Source organism: Paenibacillus sp. FSL R10-2796 (assembly GCF_037965315.1).
Classification (GTDB): Bacteria; Bacillota; Bacilli; order Paenibacillales; family Paenibacillaceae; genus Paenibacillus_AQ; species Paenibacillus_AQ odorifer.
Map to the genome: position 1 here is coordinate 6,552,288 of NZ_CP150178.1, position 21,237 is coordinate 6,573,524.

At 47.9% G+C, this 21,237-nt stretch carries 19 protein-coding genes; all 19 read right to left on the minus strand.

Annotated features, from left to right (window positions below; genetic code table 11):
* Positions 1–35: 35 nt before the first annotated feature.
* Complete coding sequence (locus NST58_RS29200) at positions 36–1,847, minus strand: ABC transporter ATP-binding protein (RefSeq protein WP_076193984.1); 1,812 nt, start codon at positions 1,845–1,847, stop codon at positions 36–38.
* Entirely contained in the window at positions 1,837–3,663 is a 1,827-nt protein-coding gene (locus NST58_RS29205) for an ABC transporter ATP-binding protein (protein ID WP_081387935.1), read from the minus strand. Before NST58_RS29205 ends, NST58_RS29200 begins: the two co-directional genes overlap by 11 nt.
* A 41-nt stretch (positions 3,664–3,704) precedes the next feature.
* A complete protein-coding gene (folE, locus tag NST58_RS29210) occupies positions 3,705–4,304 on the minus strand; it encodes a GTP cyclohydrolase I FolE (protein ID WP_076193982.1) in 600 nt (199 codons plus the stop codon).
* Positions 4,291–5,370 carry an HAD-IIIC family phosphatase gene (locus tag NST58_RS29215; RefSeq protein ID WP_076193980.1) on the minus strand — a complete coding sequence of 360 codons (1,080 nt, stop codon included), beginning with the start codon at positions 5,368–5,370 and terminating at the stop codon, positions 4,291–4,293. The genes folE and NST58_RS29215 overlap by 14 nt, the downstream gene beginning before the upstream one ends.
* A 36-nt stretch (positions 5,371–5,406) precedes the next feature.
* Entirely contained in the window at positions 5,407–6,537 is a 1,131-nt protein-coding gene (locus NST58_RS29220) for an acyl-CoA dehydrogenase family protein (protein ID WP_339245114.1), read from the minus strand.
* A 13-nt stretch (positions 6,538–6,550) separates the two neighbouring features.
* Positions 6,551–6,808 (minus strand): acyl carrier protein, encoded by a 258-nt coding sequence (locus NST58_RS29225; protein ID WP_076193975.1) that lies wholly within the window; start codon positions 6,806–6,808, stop codon positions 6,551–6,553.
* Positions 6,809–6,838: 30 nt separating this feature from the next.
* On the minus strand, positions 6,839–7,699 hold the full coding sequence (locus NST58_RS29230; RefSeq protein ID WP_076193973.1) for a 3-hydroxyacyl-CoA dehydrogenase family protein: 861 nt from the start codon (positions 7,697–7,699) through the stop codon (positions 6,839–6,841).
* Complete coding sequence (locus NST58_RS29235) at positions 7,690–8,760, minus strand: BtrH N-terminal domain-containing protein (RefSeq protein ID WP_076193971.1); 1,071 nt, start codon at positions 8,758–8,760, stop codon at positions 7,690–7,692. The genes NST58_RS29230 and NST58_RS29235 overlap by 10 nt, the downstream gene beginning before the upstream one ends.
* Entirely contained in the window at positions 8,757–9,041 is a 285-nt protein-coding gene (locus NST58_RS29240; RefSeq protein ID WP_076193969.1) for a hypothetical protein, read from the minus strand. Before NST58_RS29240 ends, NST58_RS29235 begins: the two co-directional genes overlap by 4 nt.
* A 43-nt stretch (positions 9,042–9,084) precedes the next feature.
* Complete coding sequence (queD, locus tag NST58_RS29245) at positions 9,085–9,450, minus strand: 6-carboxytetrahydropterin synthase QueD (protein WP_076193967.1); 366 nt, start codon at positions 9,448–9,450, stop codon at positions 9,085–9,087.
* The gene (locus NST58_RS29250; RefSeq protein ID WP_076193965.1) at positions 9,447–10,646 is read right to left on the minus strand and encodes a class I adenylate-forming enzyme family protein; all 1,200 of its coding nucleotides are present in this window, start codon (positions 10,644–10,646) and stop codon (positions 9,447–9,449) included. Before NST58_RS29250 ends, queD begins: the two co-directional genes overlap by 4 nt.
* A gap of 5 nt (positions 10,647–10,651) precedes the next feature.
* Positions 10,652–12,031, minus strand: a complete 1,380-nt coding sequence (locus tag NST58_RS29255; RefSeq protein ID WP_076193963.1) for a coproporphyrinogen-III oxidase family protein — start codon at positions 12,029–12,031, stop codon at positions 10,652–10,654.
* A 16-nt stretch (positions 12,032–12,047) separates the two neighbouring features.
* Entirely contained in the window at positions 12,048–12,731 is a 684-nt protein-coding gene (locus tag NST58_RS29260; protein WP_081387933.1) for a 7-carboxy-7-deazaguanine synthase QueE, read from the minus strand.
* A gap of 5 nt (positions 12,732–12,736) precedes the next feature.
* Positions 12,737–13,258, minus strand: a complete 522-nt coding sequence (locus NST58_RS29265; protein WP_076193961.1) for a nucleoside deaminase — start codon at positions 13,256–13,258, stop codon at positions 12,737–12,739.
* Positions 13,255–17,076: a beta-ketoacyl synthase N-terminal-like domain-containing protein gene (locus tag NST58_RS29270; RefSeq protein WP_339245118.1), complete on the minus strand. Its 3,822-nt coding sequence runs from the start codon at positions 17,074–17,076 to the stop codon at positions 13,255–13,257. Before NST58_RS29270 ends, NST58_RS29265 begins: the two co-directional genes overlap by 4 nt.
* Positions 17,077–17,106: 30 nt before the next feature.
* Positions 17,107–18,375 (minus strand): ACP S-malonyltransferase, encoded by a 1,269-nt coding sequence (locus tag NST58_RS29275; RefSeq protein ID WP_076193957.1) that lies wholly within the window; start codon positions 18,373–18,375, stop codon positions 17,107–17,109.
* A 13-nt stretch (positions 18,376–18,388) separates the two neighbouring features.
* On the minus strand, positions 18,389–19,090 hold the full coding sequence (locus tag NST58_RS29280; RefSeq protein ID WP_076193955.1) for a thioesterase domain-containing protein: 702 nt from the start codon (positions 19,088–19,090) through the stop codon (positions 18,389–18,391).
* Positions 19,091–19,997: 907 nt separating this feature from the next.
* Positions 19,998–20,459, minus strand: a complete 462-nt coding sequence (locus NST58_RS29285) for a transposase (protein ID WP_256716579.1) — start codon at positions 20,457–20,459, stop codon at positions 19,998–20,000.
* Positions 20,417–20,740, minus strand: a complete 324-nt coding sequence (locus NST58_RS29290) for a transposase (protein ID WP_305953706.1) — start codon at positions 20,738–20,740, stop codon at positions 20,417–20,419. The genes NST58_RS29285 and NST58_RS29290 overlap by 43 nt, the downstream gene beginning before the upstream one ends.
* Between the last annotated feature and the right edge of the window lie 497 nt (positions 20,741–21,237).

Sequence of the window (21,237 nt, forward strand, 5' to 3'; positions counted from 1 at the left end):
AATTATCTCTCCTTTGGATAAAATGTGTAGCTCTTCTAGCGAACATACCATTCGGCTTGGGACATATACATTTCATAGTATTTACCCTTTTGGCTCATCAGCTGTTCATGGCTACCGTCTTCCAGAATGGAGCCTGAATCCAGCACGATAATTCGGTCTGCTGATTTGACTGATGCCAGACGATGGGTTACGAAGATAGTCGTTTTGTCTTTAGCTATTTCGTTGAAGCGTTTGTACACATTGGCTTCCTCTATCGGGTCGATGGCCGAAGTAGGTTCATCCAGCACGATAAGATCGCTTGACTTGTATAGTCCTCTTGCAATAGCCAATCGCTGCCACTCTCCTCCAGACAGATCAATCCCTCCGAACGAGCGGCACATCATCGTCTCAATTCCATCCTTTAACCCGTCTTTGTTGTTGTTAAATCCCGATTTAGTTAAGGTGCTATCGAAATACTCCCCATCATAGGGTTTGTCAATTTCACTAAGCATGACATTTTCTTTAAGTGTCAGCTTATATTTGCCGAAATTCTGAAAAACCGCTGAAATCCTGCTGTACATGCTCTTCTGCTGTACGTTGGACATACTGACGTCGTTGTAAAGAACTTCGCCCTCAGACATTCGAAATAGTCCCATAATAATTTTGACAAGTGTCGTTTTGCCCGATCCGTTCGTGCCCACGATTGCCAGTTTGGTGCCCTTGGCGATTTCCAGATCGATATTTCTCAATGATTCTTTATCTTTATAAGGATAAGTAAAGGAAACATTCCGCAATGTGAGTTTTTCCAGTTCGGGCAGCTGGATTTCCTCTCCTGAACTCTCTGGAATCGCCAGATAGTCGTAGAGCTTGCCCGCCAGATTCGCATTCTGGTAGATGTTACCGAACAGTTCCATCATATCGCTCATACCGTTCATCAATTTATTCAGCGAATAATAGACAGCGGCAAATATCCCAATTGATAAATCTCCATTCAACAGGGAATAGGTGATTAAAGCGAAGGAACCAATATAGCCCAAATAAGTGATAAAACTGAGCAGCAAATCAACCAGGCCAATTTTAAGATTGGCTTTCCATTCCTTCTGATTGCATTGGTGGAGCTTCTCTTTGTATAAGTCGAAGAAATACGATCTCGCGTTCAAGGTTTTCGTTTCCTTGTAATACTCTTTATCCGTAAGACATTTTTGATAATATTCCATCTCTCTCGTGCTCTGTACAAGCTCTTCCTGTAATTTGTACAGATTGGAGCCTTTTATCAGCTGGGAGATGAACTTTGGAATGAAGAACAGGAAACACAATAAAACAAGAATGGGCTTGATCGAAAAGAAATAAATACTGATGCTAACAAAGAACACCAGATGGAAAATTACACCGTTTAACAACAGAATGGTCGATTTAATTGCGTGATGAACACCGCCTATGGCCATACTGATTTTTTCATAAAGCTCCACCGACTCGAATTCTATCAATTCGAGTCTTCCTGCCTTAGCGTTCATGTCTTTCAGGATCTTGCTCATGAATTTCAGAAAGTAGTCTTCATTTAGAAAGTTATGATAACCATCGATGAATTGATATACAATCAGAATCAAACCCGCCCAGACTATAATGGAGGCGGCCTCTCCCCATTTTCCTGAAATAAAGGCCATGGAGACGGTATCGAACATTCGCTTCATGATATCGATGGACAGGAAGTTCAGCGCCGCCAAACATAGGGAGATGAAGATGTAAAAGATGAAGTAACCAGGTAATTTCTGAAATCCATATGATAAGGTCCTGCTCATTATTTTTGGGAAAGACATCGTTTTAGGCTTTATCTTAGTTTTATAATTCATCATAGTTTTAGGATTCATAGTACCATTCCTTCTGTGAATTAAACATGTCATAGTAAATCCCTTTGTCCTGTATTAACTCCTCATGGCTTCCACATCCGATAACCTGCCCGTCGTCAATGACCAGAATAATGTCTGCAAGTTTGGTAGAACCCAGGCGATGTGAAATGAAAATGGTTGTATCCTCTGATGAAATTTTGGAATAATGCTTATACAGGTTGCTCTCTTCCAGCGGGTCAAGCGCCGCCGTCGGTTCATCCAGAATACGAACGGTATCGCTCTTCATCAACGATCGGGCCAATGCTATTTTTTGCCACTGCCCGCCCGACAGGTCGATTCCGTTCGGCAGAATTTTACCCAGGGGAGTATCGAACTGCTGAGGAAGCTGCTCAACATTTTTTTTGAGTCCCACATATTCAGCGATTTCAATCACTTTAGTCCTGTTTATCTGCTCCTTACTGCTGAAATGATGGGTATCCCCCAATGCGATATTCTCACCCACTGATAGCGAGTACTTGGCAAAATCCTGATATACAATCGAGAAAAGCGTGTGCAACGTATGGGGCTTGATCCGGTTAATGCTGATTCCGTTAATAAGAATCTCTCCCCGGTCCGGCGCGTAAAGGCCGAGCAGCAATTTGGTAATCGTACTTTTACCCGAACCGTTCTTCCCTACAACCGCATAATGCATTCCGCTCCGGATGTTAAAAGACATGCCCTTCAGGATATACGTGGACGTACCCGGATATTTGAAATACACATCCTTAAATTCAATCGTCTCTATTCGCTGGATCGGTATTTCCTTTTCTAAAGATTGAAGATCTATAGCATCCTCTTCATCCTCCAATTGAACAAACCGATTGAGATCCTTCATATATTCACTGTCCCGCGACAAAAATCCGATGATGTCAGACATCTGGTGCGCCATTTTATCCTGCAGCTGAAAGATTGCCGTTATGAGCGAGATGAAATAGCCCAGGCTGATTTCTTTGGTTTTCAAAGGTGTCAGCAGCATGAAGGTAAAGCCGATACAGGTGATAATAATAAATAAGACGGAAAATTTGTTGATCGCCAGCCATTTAAATTTGACCTTCTTCGATAAATTTATGGCGCCATTGAAATATTGCTCGAATTTTTCGTTGAAATAAACAGTGAAGCCAAATAACTTGCGTTCAGATGCCAGATCGCGACCGCGGAGCACATCAAATTCGATATACCCCGATTTCCGGTCAAGGTCGCTAGTAGACCTCAGTGTGTTGTAAATATCCCGGTGCGAGATGTAGGAAATCAGCACTAGCGGAATGGAAACGATAAATAGAATGGCACCCAGCCACCATTTCAGATTGAACACCAGCCAGCCTACCGCAACAAAGTTAATCAAAATGCCAATCAGATCCACAAGATGCCTGAACACTTCATTAATGGCGTAAAACCCGGGGTTTTTGACAATCCGGTTCAACAATTCACTGGTTTCCTCATTTTCCACATGCTCATATTTTACCGACAGCTGTTTCTGAATAATGGCCGTATTGAAACTTTCTCTCAGACTGATCGTGACCCTGGAGAAAAGAATCTGGGACACAACGGCGTACATCTGAAGATAGCCGATTAACAGAAAGATCAATAGCAGGGGCGTTAGTACATCGCCGAAAGGAGTACTTTTGTTGACGTAATCAATCGCCGCATCGATAAAGCTGGAATTCATGAGAATCAGCAAGAACGGAACAATACCATTGATTGCGGCAAACACCAGAATACAGACTACTGTAATCGGGTTTGTTCGAAAGGCAATAGAAATAGAGTCGAACAGGTTGTACTTTTTTTTCTTTAAAAGCATAATCGAGCTCCTTTGAATTCCCGAAGTCTTTTTACGTATGCTTACTCGTGTCTAATATAATGTAAAAATTCAATTTTGCGGTTGTAATCGGTTTTGAACACGCCCCGGCTGACAGATGTAGTGGTGATCACTCCCGGCTTTTTGACGCCTCTGGCACACATGCAAAGGTGCTCACCTTCCACGATTACGATTACGCCCAAAGGCTTCAAATATTGTTCGATCATATCGGCTATTTCCGTTGTCAATCTCTCCTGAACCTGCAACTTGCTGGATAGTGCGTCAACCAACCGTGCTAGCTTGCTAAGACCAACGATTCGATCATTGGCAATATAACCGATGTGAACCTGTCCGTAAAAGGGAACCATATGATGTTCGCACATGCTGAAGTATTTAATATGGCTCAGGGCTACCAGCTCATCGTAATTCTCATTGAATGTAGCCGACAGCAGCTCCTCACAATCTGCGGAATAACCTTTGAAAATTTCCGTGTACATCTTGGCCACTCTCATCGGTGTATCCAGCAGCCCTTCCCGATCCGGATCCTCTCCGATTAGCCGCAAAATTTGACGTATATAGCCGGAAATCTCCTCAGTGTTGGCTTGGTTACTGTCTGGAACAAACAGATCGCTAACTTTTACCATAAGGCAGCCTCTCCCTCATATTTTCATGCGTTTCATTTGGTGTGATGATCTTCATATAATCCGGGTATACCGCCTGATTGTGCAGGTCATGCTCCAGCACAATAACACCTTTCCCGTGATCCAATGGCACTTCGGCGAAGCCGGCAAACTTGTAGGTGGCATACATTATCCGGTTGCGGTCATTTGGCAAGAACTCAGCCAACAGCCTTACGCCTGCCAACTTCGCTTCTCTTTGGATATAACTGAGCAGAACCGTTCCCACACCCCTGGACATGACCCGGCAGGACATTAGCATCAGCTTGATGGTCCAATCCCGGGAACCACATTCCACCAGCAGGAGGCCGATTTTTCCGTAGTCCCCGTAGCGATCCTTGAGATCCGCCATCAGCAGACGATAATCCGATGACCGCCTAATGCTGTCAAGTTCCTCATAATCATATGTAATACCGGTCGAGTTCAGCTGATGGGTTCGAACAGTTAACTCCTCCGCGCGTTTCAGGTCTTCCGCTTCCGCCTTGGAAATGGACATTACCATATTTAACTCGGCCAGGAACTGCTCTTTATTCCCCGTGAAGCTATGCTCGCTCTCGTTCCTTTGCTGGTTCTGCATATACATTTCCCGGCGCCGACGGGAATCATCGGTGATAAACCTTGGCTGCATTTCCGGGTAATCAAGAATTTGGCTTATACAAACAGCGTCTATCATCATCACACCGGGCAGAAGATCTGCAACTTCATCCCGTTCAAAGGGCTGGTCATCAATAAAGGCAACCGCGTCTTCCGCAATGTTCAATCGTGTGATAATAGTCTGTACTGCCTCGGACTTGGGATTCCAATGAATTTGCGGATAAAGAAAAAAGTGTTCGATACCGAACTGTTTCAGCTTCCGCATCGCTGTGTCGTAATCGTTCTTACTGCTGATGGACTGAAGAATCCCCCTACAGTCGAGCGCCTTTATCGTCTCCAAGACAACACTACTCGGCACCACTTGATCTCCTTCGCTAAGGACGCCGTCCCACAGGGTATTATCCAAGTCCCAGACCACACATTTTATACTTTTGACCATCGTTTTCAGATGCCCCCCCCGGCCGACTCGGCCCGTCTACATTCTCCGAAAAGCGTGCGTTGCGATCATCGACTCGTGAATTTGTGAGGTTCCTTCGATAATCTCGTAAATTTTCGAATCCCGATAATGCCTCTCTGCCGGACTTTCCGCGCTGCACCCGATGGCTCCCTGAATCTGCACCGCATCAGCGGCTGCTTTAGCGACCATTTTGGACGCAAAGTATTTCGCATTCCACGTTTCCATAATGGAGTCCGGGTCTCCCTCGTCCTTTAGACGCCCCGCACTTTCACACAAGACTCGGGCTGCTTGAATGCCAACCACCATCTCGGTTATCATTTTCTGGATAAGCTGATGGTTTCTAAGCGAGTTGCCAAACTGTTTTCTCTTGCGTGCATACAACAACGATCCCTCCAGACAGGCCTGAGCCAAACCAACGCAACCGCAGGCCACTGTATATCGGCCGTAATCAAGGCAGGACATCGCGACATGGGTCAGTCCCGCGCCTTCAGAACCCAGCAGGTTCTCCAATGGTATCCGACAATTGTCCAGATGCAATTCAGCCAGCATAGACCCTCTGACACCCATCATTCCGCGGATAGGCTGAACAGTCAGGCCAGGGGTACACTTTGGCATTAGGAAGGCGGTCACCTTCTCGTTGCAATTGGCGAAAATAACGAACAGATCGGCCAATTGCCCCATCGTAATCCATTTCTTGTGCCCATTCAGCACATATTTACCGTCCTGGATAACGGCTGTGGTCTGAATACTTTTCGCATCCGTTCCTGCCCCGGGCTCGGACAAACCAAAAGCACCGATGACGGAACCCTTAGCTAGCTTGGGCAGCCATTCCTCACGCTGCTTCTCCACGCCCCAGCGGTCGATGGCGATTTCTACCATCCCCTGCACTGTTAAGACTCCCCGGGTCGAGGAGCAACATCTGCCCAGTTCTTCGTTCAAGCGACCAACATCCACCATGTTCATCTCTTGTCCTCCGTAACGCTTCGGCAGGAATGCACCCAGATAACCTGCCTCCCCCAGCTTTCGAATCAGTTCAACCGGAAGGTGCTCATCGCGGTCAATCTGGGCAGCCAGTGGCATTACTTCTTCCTCGGTGAACCGTCTGAAATCCTCATGCCGAAAGGTCTGAAGAATCCCGGAAATCCCCATGTTTTTCCCCCCTCTATTCGCCTGATGACCGTAGCATAAGACGTTTTCTTTCCACTAGTTCGGTAATGGAAGCCAGCGTCTTGAATTGATTCAGATCCATATCTTGGTTCTCAATGCGAATTTTGAATTCCTTTTCCAGAAAAAGAATCAATTGCATCGCAAACAACGAGTTAATGGAACCAAGCGCAAAAATATCATCGTGCAGGCCGATCGTATTGACACGGAACATACGAAGCAGAAAATGTTCAATTCTCAACTGAACCTCATCCATCGGTTATTTCTCTCCTGTCCCCAAATAAGTTTAAATGTGGTACTGATAAAATCCTTCCCCCGTCTTCCGGCCATGCAGGCCGGCATCCACCATTTTCTTGAGAAGCGGACAACAGCGGAACTTGGAATCCTGATAACTCTCATACAATACTTCGAGTGAATTCTTTACAGTGTCAAGACCGATCAAATCAGCCGTCTCCAAAGGCCCCATCTTGTGGCCATAACATTTCTTGAAAATATCATCGACCTCCCGGACTGTCGCCACCTGATCCTGAACGACAAAGGCGGCTTCATTCATCATCAGATGGGATATGCGGTTAGATACAAAGCCAGGCAAATCGTTAACCACGATCGCTTCCTTCCCGAGCCGCCCCATTAGCGACGTGGTCACATTCAGCGTATCCTCCGACGTATGGTATCCCCGGATTACTTCGACGGCTGCAATCAGCGGTACGGGGTTCATGAAATGAACTCCAATAACCCTCTCCGGCCAATGTATGCCTGAAGCCAGCTCGGTAATGGATACACAGGAAGTGTTTACCGCTATGACACAGGATTCCGGAAGAAAGGGGGCCATCTGCTGATATAGCTCCTTCTTCAAATGGGTTACTTCCGGAACATTTTCCACAATGAAATCCGCCTCATTCAAAGCTTCCAAGTGGGTTGTCCATTCTATTCGTTCCAGAATAGCCTCCGGTTCTTCAACTGAAGCTCCGGTCTGACGAAAGAGTGCCCGCATCCGCAGATCATTCCGAAGCTGCTCTCTGGATTGCTGCAACACATCTTCCTCACGGTCAATCAGGATAACTGCAATACCGGCAACGGCTAATGCCTCAGCGACCCCTCTTCCCATGATGCCGGCGCCGATGACTGCAACTTGTTTTATATCCATACCGGATACCCCTCCACCTTCAGACTTTTGCTTAAGCTGTACAACTGGTAATAGAACTGCTTCTCCAAATCAATCTGACGTCTAAATAAATCTGTCAATTGCTGAAAAAGCTCGGCCTTTTCTGAGAGAGAGGCCTTGATCACGACAGAAGAAAGCTTTTTCCATTCCTTGATCGTTTCCTCCAAGTGGTTCATGCAGCTATACAGCTTAGGTGAGGGCCACTCAGCGGCCGCCGACTTCAGATAGAATTTCAGAAACGTTTTTCGCGAAGCGGTGAAGAACAGTTGTCCGTGCAGATCTTCCAAAAAACCCTTCCGATCTCTGGAGTCGTCCTTCATTTGCTCGATCTTTTCGAAGAGGGCATGAAGGGCGTTGATTCCCCGCCGCTCGGGCCGCCCTTCATCCGGTCTACAGTAAAACTGCTCCAGGCACAATGTTAGCGCCTCATCGATCAGATGCTTCTTCGGTGAATTCCATCCGTCCCGCTCCACTTCGACCCAAAGATAGCGAATCGGATTTCCGCTTAAAATCCCGTCTGCTTCATTAGTTGAGGATCTGGCTGGATCGAGCATAGCTTGGGAGCGTTCTCCCTTGAAGAACCAGGGTGGATACCAGTCAATTACCTGATATTGCTCCGTTTTCTCCTCGTAACCCGTAAGCAGCAGTGAGTGATAGGAGTGCTTTTTGCGATAAAAGGGGGTGTAATCCAGCTCATGTACATCCGCTGCCATGATCAGCGGAACCCCTTCTTTCAACTTGCGCCGGTTGACCTCCCAGATCTCTGTAGCGGTTTCCCCGCTACCTGGATCGGAATGGAAATGAGCATGCCCTCTCCAGGAAGGGAGGAAGCTGGAAAAAAAATCTCCGGTGCTGAAACGGTAACCGTACCTACCCGTTTCTTCTTCCTCAGCAAACAGCCATTCCACTCCGCAATCCAGAAACAACTCTGGACGATCCACACCATAGAACCCTAAAAGCTTCCAATAACAATTTTTGAAGCAATAATACTCAAATTCTTTATGGAAGACGAACTCTGCCTGCATGAGTGAGCTTTCGGTCATTGAACTTGATCCGGCCATTGCAAGGCAGCTCTGACAGTTTGAATGATTTTGTTGACTGAAGTGAAATTTTCAATACCAAATTCGTTGTTGACGACTTCCTGGTCCAGGAACTCCTCTATTCCCGCGAGCAAATTGATTAGAGAGATAGAGGAGATGATTTTACTGTCTACAAGCTCGGTATTCTCATCGAACAGCTCAGCATCCACGCTCTCCTCGCTGATTTTCTTCAGAATAAAGAGGCGAAGGTCTGTTTCGGATTTTTGATTGTACAGAATTCCCATAACGTTATTCTCCCTTCAGATTGGCTGAGTGTGTTAATCCTGTTCAGGCTTTGATCTCGGCGTAGCTGTCCTGTGTTTCGTACAGAACAATCCGGTTCAAATCGTAAGGCTTGTTGCGCAATTTCTCGGACAGCACGTTGAAGATGTGCACGGCCATGATCTCGACGGTCGGCAGATCGAAATAATCATTTAGGTAGGCATGATCGTATCGTTCGATTACATTCTCTTTAACGATTGCCTTTAATTCTTTGAAGTTACACACCCAGCCCAGATCATTTACATCGCCAGTCACTTCCACAGCCAATTCATAACGGTGTCCATGCAGATTCTGACAGGATCCGTATACTTCCTCCTTCGGAAGTTTATGGGCGGCCTCGAACAGAAATTCTTTACCGATAGTTACTTTCATACTTCACTCTCCGATTCAATAGGATGATTAGAAACTTGAATCCGCTCCCGGATATATAACTGACCGTGTGCGTCTATATAGCCCCGGTCGCCCGTACCAAACCATTCGTGGCGTTTGGGAGTATTAGAGAGCCGGTCTCCGATGTAACTCCCAGAAATAGTGTCGCTGAACACTTCGATTTCATCCCCGGCACCGATCCGGATCAAGACATTGTCTACCGCTCGACCAACGCTTGCAACATTGTGCTCATCCGCATCCAGATTGCAAGAAATGGTACTGACTTCCATCATGCCATACAGTTGTTGAATCCAACGTCCATACCGCCGATGAAATGATAGACTGGTCTCCTCTTCCAAAGGCGAGCTGGAGCATAACAATAACCGGCCGTCCCTAAAACTAACGTTCCTATCGACATATTCGGCCCGATTCAGAATGTCGTAATACTCGGGAGTTCCCAGGAATACAGAAGGGCTGAGCTCTGAAAAAGCTTTGAAAAGGCGATTCGGCATGAACCAGCGCTCCAACCATACCTGAGCACCCGCCTTCAGCGGGGCCAGCAGCCCCATTGTCAGCCCATATCCATGGCATATTGGGACTGCACAATAGACGATATCCTCCCTTGTATAGGCGAAGGTTGAGATGATGTTGTCCGTGTCCGCCAACAGATTCCGATTCGTGCGGACAGCCATCTTGGGCATCCCTGTCGTCCCGGAGGAACATTGGATGATAACTGGATCTTCGTCGCCTCGTAATTGATAGTCCGCAGTTTCCCCTCCTATAGACGACGCCTCACCGGGAAAGCAAAACTGGGGAAGATCCTTACGCAAAAGCAGCCGAAACGAAAAAGATGCCTCTATGCGCAACAGGGAATCAAAAAGGTGATTCTCCATAATTACCGTATCTAACTGAATCGCAAGCAGATTTTCGCGTATTTTCTGCACATCATTCTGCGGGTTGATCAGCACCACAGACACATGCCTGCTGGACAGAGCGTACAGGCAGATGACGAATTCGAGCGAGTTGTTCAAAACTAAGCCAACCGCCTCGCCAGTTCCGATCCCCTGCTCACCCAGCCGATCTGCCGCATAATCTACCGCTCTCACCAGCTCGGTATAGCTCATGCGCTGTCCGTCACAACTGACAGCACATCGCTCAGGGGCACTATTTTTTGCTTTTAGCAAACTGGAGTATAGCATGCAGACTAAGCCTCCAGTTCCACAACTTTCATCCCTGTGTCATCTTCGTTATAGAAATTCGTCTTGTCACGAACCGACTGGAAAAAGGAACTCATATACGTATTCCATCGTTCCTCGCTGATAAAATGAGCTGCTATATTACCCGCCCAGACGACCCCTTCCTCGGTCAATTTCAACGTATCTCCGATCCATTCGGCGAGGCCCATACTGATGATTGTATTAATCTTTTCTTCATAGAAGGCATAGTTCGGGATATACTCTTTGTCAATCGCCAAAGTGATTGGGAAAAAAACCATCGTTCGGTCGTCGTGCTCTTCTTCTGAAAGCTTATGCGCCAAATTGGCCGGGAACTTGCCCAGACTTACCTGTTCCGCATACTGCTTAATATCGCATACATTTTTGTAAACATATCCGTCCAAATATCCTCTTGATGAAACTCCAATTCCCAGTACATTGTTGTTTGTCAGATACAAGCGATCGCCGATGTGTGTTTCCTTTTGCCGCAAGGAGTAGGTATTGGTCGTAATCTGTTGATAACCATGTTCTTTCAGCCATTTATGAGCTTCGCGGAAGGTGGCCAGCTGGTTCGGATTGGAGGGATTGATCCGGTAAGCCCCTTTCTTGATCTGGCGGTCGAGATAGGTGTTCGGGAAAACAGCCATATTGTAAATATCGATATGATAGGGATTCAATGCCGTTACTTTCTCAAGATCTTCGATGAAGTCGGCGATCGATTGATTCGGCATATTGTACATCATGTCGATACAGTACTCATTAAGACCGGCAGCGTTCAAAATCTCCACTCCGCGGTAGATATCATCCAAGGTCACTCTCATATTCATAGCCTCACGGATATCTTCCTTGAACGTCTGAATGCCAAAGCTGATTCGGTTGATGCCAAGATCCATCATCTGACGAATTTGATCGACACTTTTCACACAGTTGATTGAACCTTCAACCGACCAGTTATCCTTGAACTCCACCTGGAAATAACTCTGAACGGCCTGAATGATCCGCTCAAAATCCAGGGGTTGCATAAGGAGCGGATTGCCTCCACCAAAATGCACAGAATCGATCTTTTTCCCATTGAAATACGGCGTCGAGGCGTAGTGCTTCATCTCGGCGATCAGCATGTCGATGTAAGACGAAATTTTCCCTTCCAAATCCCTGCTTCCATGAACTTTGTAATAAGGGCAAAAAATACAGGCGGAGTCACAAAACGGAATGTGTATGTATAGGTTGTTCGCCGCCTTGCTATCTGAAGACGGCTGCTCCAGGAAATCAAAGAAAGTATCCTCGTACTCGCGGTTGTCATTCACTTTCGACAATTTCGGATACACCCAAAAATCGTCCATGCGTTCCTTCAAACTTAGTGGTCCTTTCATTTCATTGCCTCCTCCGTTAATTTAGAATTTCACTTTTGTTGTTCCATATTTGCAGTTGAAGACGGTTCGCGTATCTCATATTGTGGTCGATACACATTTTAAGCACCTTTTTCTGCACCCGTTGCAATTCCTGTATGGTGGCTGCCATCGGCATAATCATCACCCGGAAAGGATCATAGTCCCCAACCTCTGCCAGTATAGAAGCCACCTCGTCCATATCATCCCGTTCGCTGACCACGAACTTGATCTGATAGCTGTAATTAGCGATGAATTTACGTATAGTCTCAAGGTCAATCTTGTTTCTCTTCTGTCCGTCTGCTTCCGTAACGACAGAATTGGTCAGCTTAGGACTCATACTGATAAGATCGCACGTTACCTCCTGATACAGTGTAGCGTTAGTTTCGATGGTGATGTGGTATCCGCGCTGATGCAGTTCCTGGGTCAGCAGAGGTAGCTCCGGGTGGATAAAAGGTTCTCCCCCCGTTATTACGATATTACGGCAGTCGTAGACTGCCAGAGCGTCCATAATTTCCTCCAGGCTGTAATACGTCCCTCTTCCTCCCTGCAGAAAATCCTGAGTATCGCACCATGAGCAGGAGAGGTTGCATCCGACCAGACGAAGCAGGACAGAGGGAATACCTTGCAGAAGACCTTCTCCCTGGATAGATGCAAACATTTCATAGATTCCAATTTTCTTCATCGCTTTCACTTCCTTCTCTCATGGCGTCTTTCGCCCGTATAGGGCCTAGAGAATAAATCGACGAACCGTCTTTTTTTATTCCAGAGCGTGAACAGTTGTTCACACTCTTGCTCCAGTATCCCCCCTTCCATAGAAACAGGATGAGGAAAGGAGGCTGTCAGAACGGCGGAGTCGATATTCGCCTCCGAAAAACCGTGATGGATACATCGGTTCAGCGAAGTTCCGAAGACAACCCGCGGAATCTGTGCCCAGTTGATGGCGCCCAAGCACATAAGGCACGGCTCACTTGTGGTATAGATGACTGTTTCTTTCAGACTGGCGGCCCCGTACCGTTGGCTCCACTCCCGTATGGTGTTGATCTCGGCATGCGAAGTGGGATCACCGGATTTCAGTGAATGATTTCCGGCGAAGACATAACGGTTCCGATCCTGGGCTATACAGCAGCCGAAGGGAAATTCCAGCCGCTCAATCCCGTCACGGGCTGACGCGACGGCCAAGCGCATGAAGTCCTCATCATACTTCTTCATGTCGTAACGGCACCCACTCCTACCGATTTACCGATAAAGTCTGCAATAGATTCGATGGATTGATAGCGCAGAATGTCGGATGCTTCCACATTCAGCCCCTCGTCGGCAAGCTTCACGGCCAGCCTGAAGGCAAAGATCGAATCGCCGCCTAATTCAAAAAAGTTGTCTGTGACGTTGATTGTCTCGTAACCGAACATGTCCTGCCATGCGTTCACCAGTATCCGTTCATAGCTGGTGTATTCACCCGACAGCCTTCCCTCCAGGCCGGTATCTCTTCCCGGTTGAATAGGAAGCGGCTGGCTGAGAACTTCGGTCTGAACCGGAACTACAGCGAGCGCAGGGGCCGGGCTCTCGGAGAATAGCCCCGGCCATACGCTTACCTGCGACACACCGACCGCCGATTGCACCTCCCGGCCATGCGTCCCCTGCTCATACGGCGGTGTGACACTCATTTCCGCGGCGGCCAGCGGACGGGAGACGGGATTCGCCTTACCGTAATACTGGATCCGGGCAGTCAGTTCGTCCGACAATCGGAACGGCAAGTAATCCAGCAACTTGAATACCTGGCTGCTTACGTTCAGTTCCCCCGCGATAAGCCGGTCCGCGTTCAGGCTCAGCATACGGGAGAACGTCTCGATCCCTTGTTGGGCAGATATTTTTTTGAAGATGGACCGTCCTTCGTCGGTCTGCTTATCCTCGGTCAGGCCGATGTCTTCCCATTCCGGCCAATCAATGGCCATCGCTCCCGGCATCTGGGAGTTTCGATACCCGGCGTAAGCGTCCAGATATGCATTAGACAAAGTGTAAGTCCCGTTCCCCAGTCCTGATACCAGTGTCATCACCGATGAGAACAGGATGAAGAAGGACAGCTTATCCCCACGCGTCTCCCGGTCCAGAATCCAGGTACCGTGAACTTTTGCCCTAATCGAGCTATTCAGCATTTCCGAGGTCAGCTCGGTCAGGGTGCAGGTCTCGTCGGCAACAGCCAGATGAATCAGGCCATCGATACTTCCGTAATCGCGGCGGATGTCCCGGAACACTACCTCCACGTGATGCCGGTCGCCGATGTCGCAGGATCGAACATCAACACTGGAACCACCCTGCTCGATCTTAGCGAGCTTGACGAGGGTCTCTCTGAGCCCGTTCTCCCTTTCATCGCTTCCGGCGAGAAGATCCTGCCACCGCTCCCTCGGTGGAAATTCCGATCGCCCGAGTAGCACCAGATTGATGTTTTGGCGGCCGGACAGCATCTCGGCCAGGCGGATCCCGATCCGGCCCAACCCACCGGTAATCACATAAGTACCACCTTGGTACAGAGACGGGCCGGGCCGAGTGGACATCGAAGAAGCAGGCACCGCCTCGACCGCTTCGACGTACCGTCGTCCCCCACGAAGAGCCACAGTATATTCGCCACTCACGCACTGGATTTCAGTCATCAGATCTTCGACCGTGCTACCCCGACCGACATCAATGCTTCTACATTTCAGTTGTGGATATTCCCACCGCACTGTCTTGCCTAGACCCACCAGTGCTGCATTGTGCGGTTGGACCAGGTCACTGGATTCAATGCGTGCAGTACCAGCAGTCACGATAACAAGCTCCATTCCCACGGCGGGCTTCAGCTTGTGTAGCGTCTTGACGAGGTACAGCAAGCTGTAGACACCCGCCTCCAAATTCAACTCCAGCTGTCCGAGAGTATCGGGATCCCCGTCGCCGAAGGCGGTCGTCAAGTGGATGATCTTATCCGGTACGAACGCCTGCAAGTGCGGAAGCAACCGCTCGAAATCCGATTCGGTCAAAGCGACGCATATGCGTTCCTCTGCTATTGGCACGTATACCGGACCGATCTCGATTTCTAGCACCCGGTTGCCCTGGCGCCGCAACATGGCGGCCAATGTAGCGCTTGCGACCGAGTGGTCTGTGAAAAGGACCACCTGCTTGCGGGTCCAGGCTAACGCCGTCGAAGGAAGCGGATCGCCGTTCCAAACAGTCCGATACATCTCTTCTGCGGAATTCGGCTTCCGTTCGGCCAGCACTCGCGGATCGGTCTGAATCCAGCAACGATTTTTTTTGAACGGGTAGTGCGGAAGTGGTACCGTGTAAGCCGGAGTGTCAGAATAGAGGTTTTCCCAGGGAATATCTCTTCCCCGGACATAACTCTCGCAAATGGTAGCGGCGTCATCCATCACAGGCACCATATCTCTTCCCTCCAAGTCAGACGGAGCTGGAGTACAGCTTCCGCTGTTGGTCCATACACTGGCCTGCGGTGTATCTGGGTTCCGGCTCAGCAAGACCAGCTTACGTCTCAGATCACCAACATCTTCCGCTAAAAGCGCGATGCGATATTTCAGGTGCAGTCTGCCTACAGTAGAGGTATAGCAGAGATCAATCAACGAGTCGGAACGGTCACCGCCCAAATAGTCCGCCGTACGTTCCGCAAGTTCCCGAAGCTGTTCACGTCCGATAGCCGACAGTGTGAAAATACAGCGGCCCGGCTCGGCCTGACTCTCTCTACACAACTCCGGCGCTTCTTCCAGAACCACATGCGCGTTAGTTCCACTGATACCGAACGAGCTGACACCGCATCTACGTGGGCTTACTAACCACGGCCGCAACCGGTGATTGAGATAGACCGGAGAATCTTCAAATTTGATCTTCCGGTTCGGTCTCATCAGATTCAGGCTGGGCGGAATCTGACGCTGTTCAAGCGACAGAATCGCTTTAATCATGCCCGCGACTCCAGCCGCACCTATCGTGTGACCAATGTTGGATTTGACCGATCCGATCCCACAAAATTGCCTGCACGGCGTGTAATTCGCGAAAGCCTTACGAATACCGAGAATCTCGGTCGGGTCGCCAAGCTTCGTCGCCGTCCCGTGCGTCTCAATATAGCTGACTGTCACCGGATCCACTCCGGCGTTTTCCCATGCCTGCATCAGCACTTGCTCCTGGGCGCCGGCGCTCGGTGCGGTAATTCCGATTGATTTACCGTCCTGGTTCACGGCACTGCCCTTGATAACGGCATGAATATAATCATGGTCTTCAAGTGCCCGGGAAAGTGGTTTCAGCAGCATGACGCCTACTCCCTCGCCTTGTCCCACCCCGTCACAGTCCTCATCAAACGACTTCGTGCGCCCGTCCGGGGCGATAATCCCTATATTTTCGACAACTTTATTCACCGTCGGCACTATGAACAAATTGATGCCACCGACCAGAGCCGTCTCGCATTCGCCGTTGATCAGACTGCTACAAGCCATATGTACAGCCGCCAATGAGGACGAGCAGGATGTGTCGACCAGCAGGGACGGCCCTTTCAGGTTAAAAAAATAGGAGATGCGCCCGGCGAGAACAGCGGGCAAGTTGCCTGAGAAAGAGTTTTCCGCTTGCTCCGGATTCAGCTTCATAATGAGATGCTGATACATAATGGCCGAGAATTCAGTTGGAAACCCTATAAATACGCCTGATTTGGTCCCCGCGATCTTCCGAGCGTAACCCGCGTTTTCGATGGCATGAAAGGCTGTCTCCAGCAGCAACCTCTGATGAGGGTCCATCAGCGCCGCTTCTTTGGGAGAAATTTTGAAAAATTCGTAGTCGAACGTATCTATCCGCTCCAGGTATGCAGCTTTCCGATAGTCAGGCACTTCGACGTCGTTATGAATGGCCCGGACATATTCCTCTGCATCCTGCATTCTTCCCTCAGGCAGGGTGCCCACACAATCCATCCCGTCGCGCAGACACTCCCAGAACGCCTTGGGATAATCCGCCCGGGGAAATTTCAAACCTATGCCGATCACTGCGATATCTTTCGTATTTTCCATGTCCTGTACTCACCTCCTCCTTTTTCGTGATCACACATCCAGATACTCGTGATAACAATCGAACAGCCCGCTGTCAAGCAACACCTCTTCTACAATCTCTTTACACTCCGCCTTCGCTACTTTTTTGGTGAGCAGAACCTGTAGAAGCATGTCCAGTCCGTTTCTCATCTCCCTGTAACTGGGCAGCCTCCCCTCTTTTTCTAAATTCTTCAACCCCGAGAGAACCTGCCTATAAGGAATCAGTACCCCCTGTTCAAACTCCTTTTCGTTGAAGTTGGAATTGGGAGCGCATACCGCCTCTTTGAGACAATCGTTAATTAGTTGGTATCGGCTGGACTCCTTCACGGCTTCCAACTTGCGAACCGCCGAGAACAATCTCACAATTTCCTGAAAATCTCGACGATTTTCTGCCCCGTACACTGTCAGGTCGAGGCGGTTGGTCAGCGAGAGATTACGCAAAACAGTCTGGGGACCTACCTCGATCAAATCTCTCATCCCTCCTTCAGCCAGACAGGCTAATACCTGTGTCCAACGGACGGGGCTAACCAGTTGAATGGCCAACTGTTCAGGAATCTCCCTTTCCGACGTGTAGAGGTTTCCCGTGATACTGGAAACGACGGGGATACCAATTGGAGCGTATGAACAGCTATCCAACTCGACCTTCATTGATGGCAAAGAAGTTTCCATCAACCGGCTGTGGTACGGCCCACGAACCGAAATCGGTAGTATTCCGCCTCCCTCTAATTTCAATCGGGCCGACACTTCGTACAGGGCCCTTTTGCTTCCGGAAATCGTCACTTGCTCATCCGAATTGTAATTGGATACGGCAGCATATCCGAGGTCGCAGGGAATAGTTTCGCATACCCGCTCGGCCGATTCGGGATCGATCCCCATAACCGCGATCATTCCACCCAGCTCGACGCTGGCTTCCTCCATGATTTGTTCCCGCTTCTGAACCAGTCTCAATGCGTCTGCAAACGTTAGCGCACCGGAACAGGAGAGTGCCGATATTTCACCCAGACTGTGACCGGCCAGAACATCGGGATATATACCGTATTCCTCCGTCAACACCTTGAACGAGCAATAACTCGCCAGTACGATCGCCGGCTGAACCACCCCGGACCTTTCCAGTTCATCCATCGTGTAATGGAGCAACACGTCCTTCATATTGCAGCCAAGCAAATCACCGGCCTCCTCATACAACGCTCGCACAGACTGAAACTCGTTGTAGAACGCTTTTCCCATACCAGCGTAGTGGGACCCTTGTCCTGGAAAAATAAATACCTTCTTCTTGTGCATGGTACTCTCCTTCTTAGCCGGACAACTCGCTGGCCATTAGTTTGATCAGTTCATCTGACTTCTCATTGATAAAAAAATGATCACCGGAAAAGGTGTAGCAATGGAATGCGCCCCGTGTATAATCCGACCATTCCCGCAAACGGTCATGATCTACTACTTCGTCCTGGCTACCGTTCACAATAGTCAAGGGCGAGTCCCATACCGAATGTTCTTGTGGAGCTTCGTAGCATTGTACAGCCTGTAAATCGGATCGGATGATTGGAAAAAACAGCTTTTGAAACTTCAGGTTAAATAGAACGGGTTCCGGTGTTCCCCCGAGTCTGTACAGGGCCTCGGCGAATTCCCGGTCGGTTAGTTGATGAATCAAATATTGTTCAGGAAGATGTGGTGGATTGCGCCCGGTCAGAAACAAGTGCTCCGGTTTGAGCAATGAGGTTCCATAAATACGGTTAACTAATTCAAAAACAATTAGTACCCCCATGCTGTGACCGTAAAAAGCATAGGGCCATCCCTCCGAAATCAGGGGATGGAGATCCAACCAGATGTCTTCTGTTGCTTCTTCGATGGATACGTAGGGTGCGCGCCAGCTCTTCTTCCCTCGTCCGCCATATTCAATCGGACAAAGTTCGATAAAAGACGGCAGCCGCTTTTTCCAGGGCAGGAAGACCGATGCCGAACCTCCGGCATATGGCAAACAGATTAACCGAACCGTCATTGGAATCACCTTCCCATAGTTTTATTGAGAGTAAATTTCTTTAAGAAGCACAACAATTAATCGAGATAATCATTATGTAAGAAGGTTAGACAATCGTTTGCATAAAACGATTGATAAGCTGAATGACTTTAGCGAAAGTATATGAGCAAATAAATGAAAGCACAATCATTGTAACAACATTGTAATTTTTTCCTAATAAAACAATTAAAAGTGATAATATTCACTTTTTTCTTTAAAAACATATGATAAACTGCTTATTCTCTCAGATAACACTTCCTCCTTCGCTTTATTTAGAGTTGGTCCGAAATACAGAGGGATAAATTATTGTATCTGACGATACACAGCCATTTTCTTGAAAGTTGTTCCTGGCTCGCTTCCATCAATATATATATATTTAAATCGCTATGTTAATCAAGGCTGTTGTTATTTGAATTTTACGAATAAACATTCTATTATAGATATAAGAATGTTTGTTCAGGCTTTATTATTGTATTTTGGGAAGTGCTGTACTTGCTTTATTAAATAATCCTATGATTGGATAAACTTGGAATACAAACTGTTCAAAGGTGGTTACGATATTCGGTGAGTTGTTAGTTTTAATTGTTGATATATTGTCATTAGTTGGATTATTCCGTTAATTTCATTTTCCATCATATTAACAATATAAATTTCAATAAAAGTAAATATATCGCATAAAATATTGCGGGAAAACGGAGCACTTATTGAATATTCGTATCTCGAAACAGCATAAAAAAATAGAGTTGACCTATTAATTTAGGTACAACTCTATTTTTCACGTAAAAAACAACAATATAATTTAACAACATATAGCCATTTAAAACAAAATAAGCCAATCTTATTTCCTAGCAGGATCAGCGGCTCAATCTAAAAATAGCGGTTGATATTTTCATCCTAATAACCGATACCAATTACACTCGAATAAAATACCGGCTTTGTAACATCGACGATTGCGCGTGAAATAGTGTCGGCGTTGATACGATTTAATGCGATTATGTCGCCCTTCTACTTTCGCGTTCGTCCAGCGGCAGTGATGGTAGTTCACGATTTCCTCTTCCCAGTTTCGCATCGTTTTCAAAGCGGATTGCACAGCTTCATGCTCAATACCTTCCCCTTGTTGGCACCAACGGGTAAAACCAAGCTGGGCCACATCGAAATTCGGTGAATAGTCATACCAACCGGAAAAGGATTCTTTCCATTCCCACACCTCGCGCAAGATCGGAGAGAAGGCCAGCAACTGCTCTAACTGAGTTTGACTCTTGTCCGTTAACGAATCTGCTGGCGGATTTAGCAGTCGGTAATGACTTTTTAAGATCCCTTTGGCCCGGGAGAAAGGGTAAATTGAAGAGATTTCTGGACAGCTTGGACACTTTCGATGACATAACCGTGAACGTGGAAGCGGTCGGCAATTCGAATCGCCCTTGGAAAACACTCGCTGATCCATGTGTGATACGCTTGAGACAGATCCATGACGACGGCCTTGGGATTTAGGTTTAAAAATTCCGGATGCTGTTTGGCATACGCGCGTAGCGCGTCCAGCTTTCGCCCCGAAAGCAGGTCTAGCATGGTTTCGCCTCGAAGATCGTGAATACCAGTGTTGTACGTGTGTCCCTTTTTTAATCGCAAAGTCATCGATACCGAGCACCAGATCCGTCTGGTCTTTCGCTTGATGCCATGCTTGCTGGAGCAAACGCTCGCTCTCAGCAGGAAGGGCTTCCTGATGCATGCGCTGAACCGTGCTAGCCGGAGCTTCTTGCATTCTCGCACTATGTGCTGCCGTGGAAACCAGCGCCTGATTTACGGTCTGCGAGCGAAAAGCACGGCTTTATTGTTCCTTGGGGCCAACACACGTATAGGTCTAAATAAATCCAATATCACACCTCGAGCAGGCCAAGCGTAACGAGGGAACATGCAAAAAAACACTTTTTACCAAAGATGCTGACATGACGAATCTTGCGCGCTGTATTACGGCCATCTCGTTTTCCCGCTTCTTCGGAGTGGCAGAGGGGACAAGGCTGTTTATAGGCCACGGTTGTGGCCTCCAAATGCACTTCAGTCTCCTGGATCGAGAGAACGCTATGAAGTTGTAGCTCTGGTAATCCTAACAGTTCGTTGATATACTGGCGTGG